Annotated in this window: 15 protein-coding genes; 5 read left to right on the top strand and 10 right to left on the bottom strand. The window is 51.6% G+C overall.

Features of this window, described 5'->3' with window-relative positions:
* Nucleotides 1–46: 46 nt before the first annotated feature.
* Both murI and BM030_RS12790 read right to left on the bottom strand, forming a co-directional pair.
* Complete coding sequence (murI, locus tag BM030_RS12785) at nucleotides 47–862, bottom strand: glutamate racemase (protein WP_090973996.1); 816 nt, start codon at nucleotides 860–862, stop codon at nucleotides 47–49.
* Between the two features lie 176 nt (nucleotides 863–1,038).
* On the bottom strand, nucleotides 1,039–2,457 hold the full coding sequence (locus tag BM030_RS12790; RefSeq protein WP_090973997.1) for a glycoside hydrolase family 125 protein: 1,419 nt from the start codon (nucleotides 2,455–2,457) through the stop codon (nucleotides 1,039–1,041).
* A gap of 207 nt (nucleotides 2,458–2,664) precedes the next feature.
* Between BM030_RS12790 and aroQ the strand changes: the two genes are divergently transcribed.
* Nucleotides 2,665–3,087: a type II 3-dehydroquinate dehydratase gene (aroQ, locus tag BM030_RS12795; RefSeq protein WP_090973998.1), complete on the top strand. Its 423-nt coding sequence runs from the start codon at nucleotides 2,665–2,667 to the stop codon at nucleotides 3,085–3,087.
* Here aroQ and BM030_RS12800 read toward each other — a convergent pair.
* The 6 genes from BM030_RS12800 to BM030_RS12825 all read right to left on the bottom strand — a co-directional run bounded on the left by BM030_RS12800 (nucleotide 3,026) and on the right by BM030_RS12825 (nucleotide 8,264).
* Nucleotides 3,026–4,246, bottom strand: a complete 1,221-nt coding sequence (locus BM030_RS12800) for a multidrug effflux MFS transporter (RefSeq protein WP_090973999.1) — start codon at nucleotides 4,244–4,246, stop codon at nucleotides 3,026–3,028. The genes aroQ and BM030_RS12800 overlap by 62 nt on opposite strands.
* A 61-nt stretch (nucleotides 4,247–4,307) precedes the next feature.
* A complete protein-coding gene (gene lgt / locus BM030_RS12805) occupies nucleotides 4,308–5,141 on the bottom strand; it encodes a prolipoprotein diacylglyceryl transferase (RefSeq protein ID WP_244518916.1) in 834 nt (277 codons plus the stop codon).
* Nucleotides 5,142–5,177: 36 nt separating this feature from the next.
* Nucleotides 5,178–6,104: a 30S ribosomal protein S6--L-glutamate ligase gene (gene rimK / locus BM030_RS12810; protein WP_090974000.1), complete on the bottom strand. Its 927-nt coding sequence runs from the start codon at nucleotides 6,102–6,104 to the stop codon at nucleotides 5,178–5,180.
* The gene (locus BM030_RS12815; RefSeq protein ID WP_090974001.1) at nucleotides 6,101–6,553 is read right to left on the bottom strand and encodes an ATP-dependent zinc protease family protein; all 453 of its coding nucleotides are present in this window, start codon (nucleotides 6,551–6,553) and stop codon (nucleotides 6,101–6,103) included. The genes rimK and BM030_RS12815 overlap by 4 nt, the downstream gene beginning before the upstream one ends.
* 14 nt (nucleotides 6,554–6,567) lie before the next feature.
* Nucleotides 6,568–7,746 (bottom strand): AIR synthase related protein, encoded by a 1,179-nt coding sequence (locus tag BM030_RS12820; RefSeq protein WP_090974002.1) that lies wholly within the window; start codon nucleotides 7,744–7,746, stop codon nucleotides 6,568–6,570.
* Nucleotides 7,747–7,754: 8 nt separating this feature from the next.
* Nucleotides 7,755–8,264: an OmpA family protein gene (locus tag BM030_RS12825; protein ID WP_244518918.1), complete on the bottom strand. Its 510-nt coding sequence runs from the start codon at nucleotides 8,262–8,264 to the stop codon at nucleotides 7,755–7,757.
* A gap of 149 nt (nucleotides 8,265–8,413) precedes the next feature.
* Here BM030_RS12825 and BM030_RS12830 point away from each other — a divergent pair, with 149 nt between their 5' ends.
* Nucleotides 8,414–9,517 (top strand): Gfo/Idh/MocA family protein, encoded by a 1,104-nt coding sequence (locus tag BM030_RS12830; RefSeq protein ID WP_244518920.1) that lies wholly within the window; start codon nucleotides 8,414–8,416, stop codon nucleotides 9,515–9,517.
* A 5-nt stretch (nucleotides 9,518–9,522) separates the two neighbouring features.
* Here BM030_RS12830 and BM030_RS12835 read toward each other — a convergent pair whose 3' ends face one another.
* Both BM030_RS12835 and BM030_RS12840 read right to left on the bottom strand, forming a co-directional pair.
* Entirely contained in the window at nucleotides 9,523–10,065 is a 543-nt protein-coding gene (locus BM030_RS12835) for a hypothetical protein (protein WP_090974004.1), read from the bottom strand.
* Complete coding sequence (locus BM030_RS12840) at nucleotides 10,062–11,084, bottom strand: GlxA family transcriptional regulator (protein ID WP_244518922.1); 1,023 nt, start codon at nucleotides 11,082–11,084, stop codon at nucleotides 10,062–10,064. The genes BM030_RS12835 and BM030_RS12840 overlap by 4 nt, the downstream gene beginning before the upstream one ends.
* Before the next feature lie 166 nt (nucleotides 11,085–11,250).
* Here BM030_RS12840 and lepA point away from each other — a divergent pair, with 166 nt between their 5' ends.
* From lepA to BM030_RS12855, 3 genes are read left to right on the top strand one after another with little or no spacing between them, the layout of a single operon-like run.
* The gene (gene lepA, locus BM030_RS12845; RefSeq protein WP_090974006.1) at nucleotides 11,251–13,041 is read left to right on the top strand and encodes a translation elongation factor 4; all 1,791 of its coding nucleotides are present in this window, start codon (nucleotides 11,251–11,253) and stop codon (nucleotides 13,039–13,041) included.
* Between the two features lie 20 nt (nucleotides 13,042–13,061).
* Nucleotides 13,062–13,943, top strand: coding sequence for a bifunctional 5,10-methylenetetrahydrofolate dehydrogenase/5,10-methenyltetrahydrofolate cyclohydrolase (locus BM030_RS12850; RefSeq protein WP_090974007.1), 882 nt, complete (start codon nucleotides 13,062–13,064; stop codon nucleotides 13,941–13,943).
* 15 nt (nucleotides 13,944–13,958) lie between these two features.
* The gene (locus tag BM030_RS12855; protein WP_090974008.1) at nucleotides 13,959–14,306 is read left to right on the top strand and encodes a hypothetical protein; all 348 of its coding nucleotides are present in this window, start codon (nucleotides 13,959–13,961) and stop codon (nucleotides 14,304–14,306) included.
* Nucleotides 14,307–14,366 lie beyond the last annotated feature (60 nt).

Genomic DNA, 14,366 nt, shown 5'->3' on the forward strand with positions numbered 1-14,366 from the left:
GGTGGCCGGTCGTCGGTGAAGCCCCGGGTAAGCATAAGCGTGCCGACTACAGCGACAACGCTTCGGCGCGTATGGGGCGACCATAAAATATTCCCGCCTTTTCTTCGAAATCCAATGCATTGTCTGTGGTGAAAAAGCGGATGGTGCCCTCCATAGTACATAACGCCGCTACTTCGGGATGCCGGTTGAGGTAATCGGCTAAGCTATCGGCAACCAGTGTACCTTGTGACAGCACCTTGATATGGGGAGGCATACATTGCTTGATGAGTGGCAGAAGCAGGGGGTAATGGGTGCAAGCCAATATTACTGCATCAATGGCAGGCGACTGCTGCAGGAGCTGCTTGACGTCTTTCTCCACGAAATAGGCGGCTCCAGGAGAATCCAGTTCGTTGTTTTCGACTAACGGAACCCACATGGAGCAGGCGTGCTGGAAAACCGTTATGTCTGGGAAAAATTTCTGGATTTCTATCTGGTATGACCCTGATTTGACTGTGCCGGGGGTAGCTAAGATGCCCACCTGCCGGGTTTGGGTATGATTGCCGATGATTTCGGTCGTTGGCCGGATAACGCCGAGCACCTTGCGCAGGTCGGGGTAACGGGGCAGGTCTTGCTGCTGGATGGAACGTAAGGCTTTAGCTGAAGCCGTGTTGCATGCCAGGATAACAAGTCGGCAACCCATACCGAATAATTGCTCCACGCATTCTTTCGTGTAGGCATATACCGTCTCGAAAGATCGGGTACCGTAGGGTACGCGAGCGTTGTCACCGAGATATATGTAGTCGTATTGCGGCAGCTTCTTGACGATTTCCCGGAATACCGTCAATCCGCCGTATCCTGAGTCAAAAATTCCTATCGGGCCCATTTTTTTGGTGATTGGTGATTGGTGGTTGGTGGTTGGTGGTCAGTGGTTGGTGATTGGTGATTGGTGATCGGTGATTGGTGATTGGTGATCTGTGATCGGTGATGGGTGATCGACAACCCGGCCACCGACCACCGGCCACTGACCACCGACCACTGACCACCGACCACCGTTTACCATTATTTCAGCAGATATGGTTTTTCTTTATAGGTCTTCCATAAGAACTCGCCGAACAGGGTGTTTGCCCAGGCGAACCACTTCCGGGTAAACTTCTTGGGGTCGTCTTTATGGAATGACTCATGCATGAATCCGGTGTCGCCGTGGGTACGGCGCAACGTTTCGATGCATGCCTTGATTTCACCGTCATTTATTGATGTGAGCCCCCTCATGGTGATGGCCATTGGCCATATCATGTCACGGCCGATGTGCGGGCCGCCGATGCCTTCGGCAGCGCTGCCTTTGAAGAAGAACGGATTATTGGCCGACAGTACGTACGCGCGTGTACGTTGGTATATCGGGTCGTTTACGTCTACCGCATCTAAGTAAGGCAGCGACAGCAGGCTGGGGATATTGGCATCATCCATCATTAGATAGCTGCCGAAGCCATCCACTTCATACGCATATACACGCCCGTGCATGGGGTGATCCACGATGCCGTAGGTTTTTACGGCCTGTTCCACTTCATCGGCCAGATCGAGCATTTCAGTGGCCAGTTTTTGCTCGTTTGCCAGGTGGGCGACCATTTCAGCCGATTGGCGCAGTGTGACCACCGCGAACAAGTTTGAAGGGATGAGGAAGGAAAAAACAGTGGCGTCGTCGCTTGGCCGGAAGCTCGAGCAGATGAGCCCTACCGGATTGACCGGATAACCGTATCCATCTACCTGTAGGGTATCGGAACCCCGTGCTGTGGTACGTTCAAAGCGGTAAGGGCCGAGGTCATCCTTCCGCTGCTGTTCCTTGAATGTTTTGACGATATTACGTTGGGCGTTGAGCCACTCTCCGTCGAAAGGGTTTTTATCACCTGTGGTTTTCCAGTACCCATAGGCCAGGCGGATAGCATAGCAAAGCGAATCGATTTCCCATTTACGTTCATGTATGCCGGGTTTCATATCGGTATGGTCGCTGCCCCATTCGCCTACTTTTGTGGGGTCATTGTAAAAGGCATTGGCGTAAGGGTCGATGTTGATACATTGGCTTTGTTTATTGACCAACCCGGCGATAAGCCGCTGCAGATTTTTGTCAGCCGCCATGAAAGGCAGGTACGGCCACACCTGGGCGCAGCTGTCGCGAAGCCACATAGCGTCGATATCGCCGGTAATGACGTATGTGTAAGGTTTTCCTCCTTTTTCCTCCGGAAAGACGGTGGTATCCAACGTGTTCGGAAAGCAATTGCCGAAGAGCCAGCCCAACTCCTTGTTGCTTACATGGCGCTGGAACTCTTCAATGGCCTGTTCGATAACCGTACTGGAGAAATGCCGCTGGTTTTCCGGCACCCGTACGACAGGAAAATTTTGCTGCGCGGCGGCTGAGGGAAAACGGCCGGCCATCAGTCCGATTCCCAATGCCGTTGTGTTTTGGATGAATGTTCTTCGTTTCATGTGATGTTTCACTGTTTATACCATTATAATAGGTTTATTGCATGCAACTGGGGTGCAATATGCGAAAAATTATTTAGTTATGGATATGCAAATTCGTTTTAGCAAAATAATTAACTGTTAATTTTGCGGGAGCTTATTGCATGCAGGTGCCCTGGCGGGGACCAACCGCTTTGAATCGGTCGGATTGTTTGCTAAGTTTGTCTCCATATGAGCAATATTATAATCATTAACGGACCCAACCTCAACCTGCTGGGCGTTCGGGAAAAAGGCATCTACGGTGACCTGGAGTTTTCCACATACTTTGAGACGCTCCGGGCTTCGTATCCCGGGCTGGGCTTGTCGTATTTTCAAAGTAACCATGAAGGTGCAATTATCGACAAAATCCACGAGGTGGGCTTTTCCGCCGACGGCATCGTTCTTAACGCGGGAGCTTATACCCATACATCGCTGGCCATTGCCGATGCCATTGCGGCGGTTACCACCCCGGTTGTGGAAGTGCATATATCCAACGTATATGCCCGTGAGCCGTTCCGCCACCATTCGTACCTCGCTAAAAACTGCAAGGGGGTTATCTGCGGTTTTGGCCTGGACGGCTATCGGCTGGCCGTGGAGAGCCTGCTAAAAGGATAAAAAGGCTGAGGACGGCGCAGCCTGCCATGACCGCCGTCATTGGCACCGCGGTTTGGTTATGCAGGTAGCTTACCAGCGCGGATGACAATGCACCGCAGCCCATCTGTATACTACCCATCAAAGCTGATGCACTGCCCGCCAACCTGCTGAACGGAGCCAGGGCCAATGCCGAGGTGTTTGGAAAGACAAACCCCTGTGAACCGAGGAACAGGAAGATCAAGGCAACCATCACGTAAAGGTTAATGATACCTGAGAGCGATAATACCGCTAATACCACGCCGATGGATGACTGGACGATTAGCGCAATTTTTGCGACGTACCCGCTGCTCCGGGTATTAAGCAGGTAGCGGTTGAGCTGGCTTGCGGTAATCAAGGCGGAGGCAATGAGCGCGAAGACGATGCCATATTGCTTTTCATTCAACCCATATAAGTTCATCATTATGTAGGGCGAACCTGCCAGATACGCGTATAAGCCCGAAGACGCCAGGCCGCCGGCAAAAGCGTAGCTGAAGAATTGGCGGTTACGGAATACTTGCCAGTACGATTGCACAATGGGTTTGGGCATGAGCGAAATCCGCGGATCGGAGCCATGGCTTTCCGGAAGGATGAAGATAACGGTCAGCAGGATGGCGGTAGCCATCACTGCCAATACGATGAATATGCCGTGCCAGTCCCAATGGGCCATGACGAAGCTGCCGACTGTGGGGGCTAATATAGGCGAAATGCCGATAATCAGCATCAGGAGCGAAAATATCTTGGCACTCTCGGTCGGGCCAAAGAAGTCCCGTACCATGGCCCGCGAGGCGACCATTCCGCCGCAACTACCCAACGCTTGTATAAACCGGTACAGAATCAGGTTATCAGCAGTATTGGTCAGCGCGCACCCCACCGAGGCGGCGATGTAGATGCCCAGCCCGACGATAAGCGGTACCTTACGGCCAAAGCGGTCGAGCAACGGGCCGTAAATGATTTGTCCGGAGGCAATGCCGATAAAAAACGAGGTGAGCGAAAGCTGGATATGCGCCACGGTAGTGTGCAGGCTGGCTGCTATGGCATCGAACCCGGGCAGGTACATGTCGATGGAGAACGGCCCAATCGCCGCCAGCAAGCCCAATATAATAAAAATCAAGAAACGGTGTTTCCCTGAAGTAGCTGTCATGTGGCAAATATAACGCTTGGCTTACCGCCAATATCATGCCTAACACGGACAAGCTAAATCATCACTTTTGCCTGCCAGCTGTCTTATAGGGCCTCGCCAGCAAGAAGATGCCCACGGCAATGAAAGGAAGACTCAGCAACTGTCCCATGTTGAACTTCATGCTGTCTTCAAATGCTTCCTGGTTTTCTTTGAAAAATTCGAGTCCGAAACGGGCGCCAAAGAGCAGGATAAGGAAGAGACCAAAAATAAACCCAGGCTTCAGCAGCGGTTTGCGGCGGTAAATGTTCCACAGGACGATAAATATCAAGACATAAGCGATGGCCTCATACAATTGCGCGGGATGCCGGGGTATGGCGTCTACCCGCTCGAAAACCACCGCCCACGGCAGGCCAGAAGGAAGGCCGATGATTTCGGAATTGAAGAAGTTTCCCAGCCGGACAAAAGCGCCCGCCAATGGGATGACGATAACCAGGCGGTCTGTAATCCACAGAAAATCAGTTTTGGTTTTCCGGCAAAACAGGAAAATGCCCACCAGGATACCGAGGGCTCCGCCATGGCTCGCCAGCCCGTGGAATCCGGTCAGCGTAAACTTACCGTTTACGTAAGTATACGGGAGGATCATCTCCAACGGATGGTCTTTGTAATAATCAAATTCGTAAAAGAGGCAATGGCCGAGGCGGGCACCCAGCAACGTGCCGACAAAGATGTAGATGCTGAGCTGGTCGAGCAGTTCCTGCGGTTTGTTTTCACGCTTGAAGATGCGGAGCATCAACACGTAGCTGGTGATAAATGCCAGCAGGAAACACAGGGTGTAATAACGCAATTCGAAACTGCCGATGCTGAATATTTCAGGCTTGATGTTCCAATGTATTGCGCTCAGTATGCTACTTATCATGGTCATGAACTGTTTAGGCTGGTAAATATAGTATTTTTAAAGTTTAGGTCCAGCTTTTGCTTTCCGTTCTTTCTTGGTCTGTTGTTTCAAGATGTATTGTTTTTCGAGAAAGGCGATAACCTCTCCGGCGATGTCTTTATTGGTGGCTTTTTCAATGCCCTCCAATCCCGGCGACGAATTGACTTCCAGTACCAGCGGCCCGCGGTCTGACGGTATCATATCCACACCGCATACGGTAAGCCCCAATTCACGGGCGGAGCGGACCGCAGTTTCACGCTCTGCTTTGTTGAGTTTGATGATCTCCGCCGTGCCGCCGCGATGGAGGTTGGATCGGAATTCCCCTTCCTTGGCCGTGCGTTTCATGGCGCCTACCACTTTACCGTCGACCACGAACGCCCGGATGTCCGTGCCGCGCGACTCTTTGATAAACTCTTGGATAAGAATGTTATTGCCCAGTCCGTAAAAAGCTTCAATGACCGACGATGCGGCTTTTTTGGTTTCTGCCAGCACCACGCCGATACCTTGTGTGCCTTCAAGCAGTTTGATGACCAATGGGGGGCCGCCCACCATCTTAATAAGGTCATCTACATCGTGCGTCCTGCGGGCAAAACCCGTGGTGGGCATACCGATGCCCGCGCCGGAGAGGATTTGCATGCACCGCAACTTATCGCGCGACCGAGTGATGGCCTGGCTGGGATTAGCCGATATGACGCCCATTACCTCGAATTGGCGTACGATGGCCGAACCATAAAAGGTAACGGACGCACCGATACGGGGTATAATCGCATCGACATCGGATATATCCTGCCCCTTGTAGTGAATACTTGGCTTGCCCTGTTTAATGCCTACATAGCATTGACTGTGGTCTATCACGACACATTCATGTCCGCGCATTTGGGCCGACTGCACCAACCGCCGTGTGGAATACAGGCTCTTGATGGTCGATAGAACTGCTATTTTCATTCTGATCCGCTGAAGTGTTTCTTTGATAGGTTTGCCCGTGACACATCGACAATAAATTTCCTGCGGATGAACGATCTGCCCAACAGTATGGGAAACTCCATGTCTGACCGGTCACGGAGTGATAGTTCAATGGGGTGGATATCATTGAACAGGGCGACGGTTGTACGGATGACATACCTGTTCTCTTCCTGTCCGAACGAATTCTTCACCTTCCGCTCACTATGAAACGGAAATACGAAAGTATTGTTTGCGGGGGCATGCCGTTCGTCCAACGGACGGAACTCGACGTATTGTTTACGGCCTTTTTTTACCAGTTGGATATGGCTGCAATGCAGCACCGATGTACGTGCGCCCGTATCAACCTTGGCGGGCACATTGCGGATGCCCAATTCAGGCAGATCGACCAGCTCCTTCCAGCCAATGGTAGTTAGTTTCGACGACGACGGCATTGACAGTACGGGTATTAGTGGTAGCTGAATTCGCCGTAAGGAGATTTTACGGTTACCTGTTTAACGGCCGACGGTTCCACACGTCCCACGATCTGAGCGGCTATGCCGAACGTTTCGGATATGTCTATGATACCTGCTGCAATGTGTTCCGGAACATACAATTCCATGCGGTGCCCCATGTTGAAAACCTTGTACATCTCTTGCCAGGCAGTGTCGGATTCTTGCTGGATGAGTTTGAATAATGGTGGTATGTCGAATAAGTTATCTTTGATCACATGGAGGTCGTCAAGGAAATGGAGTACCTTAGTCTGCGCTCCGCCGCTGCAATGGACAATTCCATGGATTTCCCGTCTGTATTTATCAAGTACTTGTTTGATGACGGGAGCGTATGTACGGGTAGGGGACAGCACGAGCTTGCCTGCCGTCACCTGTCCATAGCCGGGGATATCTATCCCGTCGGTAAGGCCTTTTGTACCGGAGAACACCAGTTCGCAAGGAATTGCCGGATCATAGCTTTCCGGAAATCTGTCGGCCACCATTTTGCCGAAGACGTCATGCCTGGCAGCGGTAAGCCCGTTAGAGCCCATGCCTCCATTATATTCCTGTTCATAGCTGGCTCGGCCATAAGAAGCCAGCCCGACGATGACGTCGCCTGCCTGAATGCGGTGGTTGGAGATGACATCATCGCGCTTCATGCGGCAAGTGACGGTGCTGTCTACAATGATGGTGCGGACCAAATCGCCCACGTCGGCGGTTTCGCCGCCTGTAGCGTGGATGCCGATGCCGAGTTGGCGCAGCTCGGCCAGAATTTCTTCCGTTCCGTTTATGATGGCCGCAATGACCTCGCCGGGAATCAGGTTTTTGTTGCGTCCGATGGTTGATGACAACAGGATGTTATCCGTAGCTCCTATGCAAAGCAGGTCATCCAGGTTCATGATAATCGCATCTTGGGCTATTCCGCGCCACACAGAAAGATCGCCGGTTTCCCGCCAATACACATAGGCGAGCGATGATTTGGTGCCAGCGCCATCCGCATGCATAATGTTGCACCACCCCGGATCCCCTCCGAGGACATCCGGGATGATTTTGCAGAACGCTTTTGGGAAAAGCCCCTTGTCTATGTTCTTGATGGCCTGATGTACGTCTTCTTTACCCGCGGATACCCCCCGTTGGTTGTATTTCAAGTCAGCCATATAAAACGTTAATCTATATGCTCGATTTCCACCCGCCGGTTCAATGCCCTGCCCGATTCCGTATCGTTGGAAGCGGTAGGTCGTGTGGCGCCGTAACCTTTCACGGTGAGGTTGTTGCCGGAGATTCCTGAGTTGACCAGGTACAATTTAACAGCATTAGCCCTGTCAACGGATAGCTCCATGTTATACTCCGCCGTACCTTCGACGGAAGCGTGGCCGTTGATGATGAACCGGGCGTTCGGATCTTTCAGCATTTCCCGCGCAATTTGGTCAAGAACTGCATAAGAACTTGTTTTCAGTACGGACGAGTCGAATTCAAACTGAATGTTCTTGAAATTGTAGTTCGGTGGTTCCGCCGGTGCAGGATCGCGCCTGGTGGGTGCCTCAGGTATCTCCGTTTTGGGTGTTTCCGTAACGATGCGTTCATCAGGGGTTTCCCGTTCAACGACCTCGGCAGCGGGCTGCAGCACAACCTGTTTTGGCTTACAGCTTTGAGAAAACACGGCAATCATGCCCATGCATGATATTAGTATACAATTACTTACAGTTCTCATTTAAAAAAACTTTGGTGGTGTAAACATAGGAAATATCTGTTAATTATCGTGCAATACCTTGCATTAACTACGATTTTTTTGCATATACTTGGCTTTTAATCGATTTGCGTACAATGATAATGCCAACGCCATACCTTTCGGTTATATCCCTTGCCCTGCTTTTTGTATGCGCGGCGCCTGCGAGTGCCCAGGAGCGTTTGAAGGTAGCAATAGCCGGCCTTAGCCATGACCATGTTCATCCCTTGCTCAATGCCCATCAACGCCTTGAGGTTGATATCCTTGGAATCGCCGAGTCCGATTCACAACTGGCCAGCCGTTATAAGGAGCGGTATCAGCTGCCCGATTCGCTGTTTTTCCATACGGTAGCAGAGATGCTGCACGCCGTCCGGCCCGATGTGGTGCTGGCTTACAATGCCATTGCGGAACACGTTGATGTAGCGGAGATTTGCCTGCCCCTGAAAATCCCGTTGATGGTTGAAAAGCCGCTGGCCACAACGGTGGAGCAGGCCAGGAAGATCGCAAAGCTGGCTGCCCGGTATGATACGCCGGTATTAACCAACTATGAGACTACCTGGTACCGAAGCAACCATGTGCTCAAGCAACTGGTGAGCGAGGGGAATATTGGTAAACTCAAAAAAGTGGTGGTACGGGATGGCCATCAAGGCCCAAAGGAGATTGGGTGCAGCGAAGCATTTCTAAGCTGGCTTACCGATCCCGAGAAGAACGGCGGCGGAGCGTTGATGGACTTTGGTTGTTATGGCGCAAACCTGATGACCTGGCTGATGGATGGTCAACGCCCCATAGCCGTCACAGCGGTGACAAGGCAGTTGAAACCTGCGGTATACCCGCGCGTAGATGACGATGCAACCATAATATTGGAATACGCTAATGGCGTGACGGGAGTAATACAAGCCTCTTGGGACTGGCCATATAGTATTAAGGATATGCAGGTATACGGCGATTCAGCCTCCCTCCATGCGGTAGATCCCGAAACGCTTGTACGTAACCAAAGCGTGCAAAGAAGTGTGCAGTTGGCGGTAAATAGTGAATATTTCAGTAACCACCTGACCTATTTAACAGCTGTGTTAACAGCCGGGGAAATACCGGAAAATGATCTTTCGTCGCTGGCTAACAACCTGGTGGTGGTAGAAATTCTCGCTGCCGCCCGGGAATCAGCACGACAAGGAAAGCGGGTGATGCTAAGCGATAGACCATGACACGGTTATTCGACGCGGCTTTGCAGCAGGGCGTCGGACCACTGTTTATAGACGGCCGGTGTGAAAGCCGTTTGGGGGATGGCCAGTTCGACGGTGTGGAACGCTGTGGGGCCCTCCACCAGGTAGGTAAGCAGTACCGCCGATCCGCATAAGCCCCCCGGCAGTCTCGCCGATTTGATGGCGTACAGGACGGCGGTGCGTTCTTCAACGACCTTTTTGTCGACTACTTCCAGCATCGCATCAGGACAGTCTGTTTTTTCATATTCCCACTTTTCCTGAGGCATTCCCTCCGCTTTCATGGGGTAGTAGCGCCGATCAATGGTGGTGACGGTGACCGTTTGCACGGGCGCCTCTTGAGCGTTTTTTCCCCTGACGGTATATGCTGTGCTGCGGATGCCTTTCGTGTCTTTCGGTATTTTCGTGCTTTTCCATCGATAGGTATCGGGCAGGGATAGGACGAGTTTCTCTTTGCCCGGCTTGGGCTGGGCCATCGCCTGGAAAAGGCATGCCAAGCTTGTTATCGCAATAAGTGCTATGGTTTTCATCATGGAGCTTTATAAATAATAATGGGGTCGAACCGCATGGCGAACTTATCCCGGTAAGCCTTTGGGGTCATTCCTGTGTTTTCTTTGAATAATTGCCTGAAGTTTTTCATGTCGTTGTAACCTGCGGACAGCATGATTTCCAACAGTCCCTTTTCGGTGTTTTCCAGCATCTTTTTGGCTGCTTCGATTTTGGTTTTCTGCAGGTAGCGGATAGGGGTTAATCCCGTGGCTTGCTTGAACCGGCGCACGAAATTCCGCCTGCTGGCGGGGATATCGGCTATTGCTTCTTCGACACTTTTAAGTTCAGTGAATTGGTTTTTGATCTTATGCTGCACGCGCATGACCAACTCGTCGTCGTGCGACTCTATGGGGTCAAAGTGGCTGAAATGTGCTTGGTTCTCCCGATCCATGTCGATGGCAAAGACCTTTGCGATGCGCACGGCCATTTCCCGGCCGCAGTATTTCTGTATCAGCGCCAGTTTCAGGTGAAAGCCGCTGGTGGCACCGCCGCTGGTATAAATGTTGGCGTCATATGCCACCACAGCATCCTTTTGTAACCTGATTTTAGGGAAGCAGGCCGCGAGTTTGTCGGCCGCGTCGACATGGGTAGTGGCTTTCCGGTCATTCAGCAAGCCCGACGCGGCAAGCAGGAACGCCCCGGTGCAATTGCTGGCCAGGGTGGCGCCCAGGGCATGCTGCCGGTGCAACCAGGGAATGAAACAGTTGTTTTCATCCAAGGCTTTGGTAAGATCTACCGGTCCGAATGCCGGAACAAAAACCACATCGTAGCATGGGGTGTCATCAAGTGAAACGTAAGGAAGGTGGTTGACACCTTCGGGCAGTGATTTTGTTTTTGCCGGGCCGACGAAGGTGATGCGGAACAACTCCGTCCTGCCGGCTTCCTTCAGGAAACGGTTGGCGGTTTCAAACACATCCACGATGGCGGCAAGGCTCAGCAACCGGTATTGACTCGTCAGTATAATGGATAGCTGCATGGTCGTTGTAACATTAGTATAGTTCAAAGATACGAAGGTTTGGCATTATTCAGTCGTTCAATTTTACCTGATGTTGATTCAGTGCAACCATCGTAAGCGGCAATGTTGGACCACAGTGCTGACGATGCAAATAACATTGATCGCATAAATATTGCTCCCAAAGATCTATCTTTGCCGTTTGAAGTCGATTTGTATGAACCATATTCGCAACTTTTGCATCATCGCGCACATAGACCATGGAAAAAGCACCCTGGCAGACAGGTTATTGGAATATACCAATACCATTACCCAGCGGGAAGCCCAGGCACAGCTCCTGGATAATATGGACTTGGAGCGGGAGCGGGGCATCACCATCAAAAGCCACGCCATCCAGATGAATTATATAAAAGATGGGCAGGAATACGTGCTGAACCTCATCGACACTCCGGGGCATGTGGACTTTTCCTATGAAGTGTCGCGTTCGATTGCGGCCTGTGAGGGTGCGCTGCTCATTGTTGATGCGTCGCAGGGCATTCAGGCGCAGACCATTTCAAACCTGTACCTTGCCCTGGAACACGACTTGGAGATTATTCCCGTACTCAATAAGATGGATTTGCCGGGCGCCATGCCCGAAGAGGTGAAAGACCAGATTGTGGATCTCATCGGGGGCAAACGCGAAGACATCATTCCTGCATCCGGAAAAACGGGATTGGGCGTTATGGATATACTGAATGCCATAGTAGACCGCATCCCGCCCCCTGTGGGTGATCCGGAGGCACCGCTCCAAGCCTTGATTTTCGATTCGGTATTCAACTCATTCAGAGGAATAATGGCTTACTTCAAGGTGGAGAACGGTGAACTGCGGAAGGGCGATAAAGTGAAGTTCATGGCCACAGGAAGGGAGTATATTGCCGACGAAATCGGTACGCTGCGGCTCAACCAGGTGCCTAAGGAAGTGATCCGTACAGGCGACGTGGGTTACATCATATCAGGCATCAAGGAGGCCCGCGAGGTAAAGGTAGGTGACACCATCACCCATGTATCCCGCCCAAGTAAGGAAGCTATTAAAGGGTTTGAGGAAGTAAAGCCCATGGTCTTCGCCGGGATTTATCCGGTGGATACAGAAGATTTTGAAGAGCTCCGTGAGAGCATGCACCGCCTGCAACTGAACGATGCTTCGCTGGTATTTGAACCCGAATCGTCTGCGGCCCTGGGTTTCGGTTTCCGGTGCGGGTTCCTGGGGATGCTGCATATGGAAATTATCCAGGAGCGGCTGGAACGGGAGTTTGATATGACCGTGATTACTACTGTTCCCAACGTATCGTACAAGGCGTACCTAATCAAAGACAAGCAGGAAATCATCGTGCACAACCCGTCGGATTTGCCCGACCCCAGCAAGCTGGATTACGTGGAAGAACCCTACATCAAGGCGAATATCATCACCAAAGCGGAGTTTGTAGGGCCGGTGATGTCGCTCTGCATCCAAAAAAGGGGAGTGCTCATTAATCAATCGTATCTGACGGCCGACCGCGTGGAGCTGGTGTTTGAAATGCCCATGGGTGAGATCGTGTTTGATTTCTACGATAAACTGAAAACGATATCCAAGGGATACGCTTCGTTTGACTACCATCAAATCGGCTATCGGCAGTCGGATTTGGTGAAGCTCGACATCCGGCTGAACGGCGAGCCCGTGGATGCCCTGTCGTCCCTGATTCACCGGAGCAATGCCTATGAGTTCGGCAAGAAAATCTGCGAGAAGCTGAAGGAATTGCTGCCGCGGCAACAGTTTGAAATCGCCATACAGGCGTCCATCGGTGCGAAAATCATCGCCCGGGAGAATATACGTGCCTTACGGAAAGATGTGACGGCCAAATGTTACGGTGGTGATATCTCCCGTAAACGTAAGCTGTTGGAAAAACAGAAAAAAGGAAAGAAACGCATGCGCCAGGTAGGCAACGTGGAAATCCCGCAGTCGGCCTTTATGGCCGTGTTGAAACTGGATTAGACATCAGGACTTTAAGATAAATGAAATTATTGGACGGAAAGCTGGTATCAGCAAAAATTAAAGAAGACATCAGGCAGGAGGCAGCGGCATTTTTGGCGTCGGCGGGCCGGAAGCCTCACTTAGTAGCTATTTTGGTAGGAAACGACGGTGCCAGCGAAACCTACGTGGCCAGCAAAATGCGCAACTGTGAGCTCGTTGGGTTTGAATCGACCAATATTCACTACGATGCGGATATCTCAGAAAGTTCGCTAATAGACAAAATCCGTGAACTCAACGCTGACCCTACGGTGGATGGCCTGATCGTGCAGCTTCCGCTGCCCAAGCATATCGACCCCGAACGGGTAACAGCAGCCATCGACCACCGGAAAGATGTAGACGGGTTCCACCCGGTGAACCTGGGCCGTATGCAGCGTAATCTGCCATGTTTTATCCCAGCTACACCGTATGGTATCATGCTGATGCTGGAATATTATGGTATTGACACCGCAGGTATGCACGCCGTTGTCGTGGGCAGAAGCAACATCGTGGGCAGTCCGATGAGCATTTTGCTTGCCCGGAACGCAACTCCCGGCAACTGCACCGTGACGCTCACCCACAGCCGTACCCGAAATATCAAAGAAGAAGTGCTGCGTGCGGACATTGTCGTTGCAGCGATCGGTAAGAAACATTTTATTACCGCGGATATGGTTAAAGAAGGCGCAATCATCATCGATGTGGGCATCAACCGCGAGCGCAGCGCCGAGACCAAATCGGGATACAAGCTGTATGGCGACGTGGATTTCGGTGCGGTATCGCAGAAGGCGTCGTGGATAACCCCGGTGCCGGGCGGTGTGGGATTGATGACCATTGTGGGATTGCTGAAAAACACCCTCGAGGCCGCCAAAGGCAGTATTTATAACTAATTAACAGATATAGCCATGAAGAAAGCAGCATTATTGGTATTATTTGCAGGAGTGCTGGCGTTTACAGCCTGTAACAGTAACTCGTCTGCGAGCGGTTCGCATGATCACGACCATGCCGGGCATGACCATAGTCATGATCACGGTCACGACCATGGACATGCTATCGAAAACGAAATCGATTCGGCGGTTGACAGCTTGGAAAGCGCAGGCGCCAGAGCCGGGGACGCAATCAACGAGGGCATAGAGAAAGCCAAGGAAGAAGTAAAAGAGGCCGCTGACGCTGCTGCCCGGGATATCAAGGATGCGGCGAAGAAAGTTGACGAAAAGGCAAAGGACATCCGGGAAGACCTGAAAGGCCACTAACCCGCGGCGGCCATGCCGATTGCCTGCTTCCAACCTTTTTACAGAATTTCAGCGATATCT

Source organism: Parapedobacter composti (genome assembly GCF_900112315.1).
GTDB classification, from domain to species: domain Bacteria; phylum Bacteroidota; class Bacteroidia; order Sphingobacteriales; family Sphingobacteriaceae; genus Parapedobacter; species Parapedobacter composti.

Excerpts from the sequence above, each read along its gene's own strand:
- lepA (WP_090974006.1), top strand. The coding sequence starts at position 11,251 with ATGAACCATATTCGCAACTTTTGCATCATCGCGCACATAGACCATGGA.
- BM030_RS12850 (WP_090974007.1), top strand. The coding sequence starts at position 13,062 with ATGAAATTATTGGACGGAAAGCTGGTATCAGCAAAAATTAAAGAAGAC.
- BM030_RS12855 (WP_090974008.1), top strand. The coding sequence starts at position 13,959 with ATGAAGAAAGCAGCATTATTGGTATTATTTGCAGGAGTGCTGGCGTTT.
- BM030_RS12790 (WP_090973997.1), bottom strand. The coding sequence starts at position 2,457 with ATGAAACGAAGAACATTCATCCAAAACACAACGGCATTGGGAATCGGA.
- BM030_RS12815 (WP_090974001.1), bottom strand. The coding sequence starts at position 6,553 with ATGCCGTCGTCGTCGAAACTAACTACCATTGGCTGGAAGGAGCTGGTC.
- BM030_RS12830 (WP_244518920.1), top strand. The coding sequence starts at position 8,414 with ATGATAATGCCAACGCCATACCTTTCGGTTATATCCCTTGCCCTGCTT.
- BM030_RS12835 (WP_090974004.1), bottom strand. The coding sequence starts at position 10,065 with ATGATGAAAACCATAGCACTTATTGCGATAACAAGCTTGGCATGCCTT.
- BM030_RS12825 (WP_244518918.1), bottom strand. The coding sequence starts at position 8,264 with ATGGGCATGATTGCCGTGTTTTCTCAAAGCTGTAAGCCAAAACAGGTT.
- rimK (WP_090974000.1), bottom strand. The coding sequence starts at position 6,104 with ATGAAAATAGCAGTTCTATCGACCATCAAGAGCCTGTATTCCACACGG.
- BM030_RS12820 (WP_090974002.1), bottom strand. The coding sequence starts at position 7,746 with ATGGCTGACTTGAAATACAACCAACGGGGGGTATCCGCGGGTAAAGAA.
- murI (WP_090973996.1), bottom strand. The coding sequence starts at position 862 with ATGGGCCCGATAGGAATTTTTGACTCAGGATACGGCGGATTGACGGTA.
- lgt (WP_244518916.1), bottom strand. The coding sequence starts at position 5,141 with ATGATAAGTAGCATACTGAGCGCAATACATTGGAACATCAAGCCTGAA.
- BM030_RS12800 (WP_090973999.1), bottom strand. The coding sequence starts at position 4,246 with ATGACAGCTACTTCAGGGAAACACCGTTTCTTGATTTTTATTATATTG.
- aroQ (WP_090973998.1), top strand. The coding sequence starts at position 2,665 with ATGAGCAATATTATAATCATTAACGGACCCAACCTCAACCTGCTGGGC.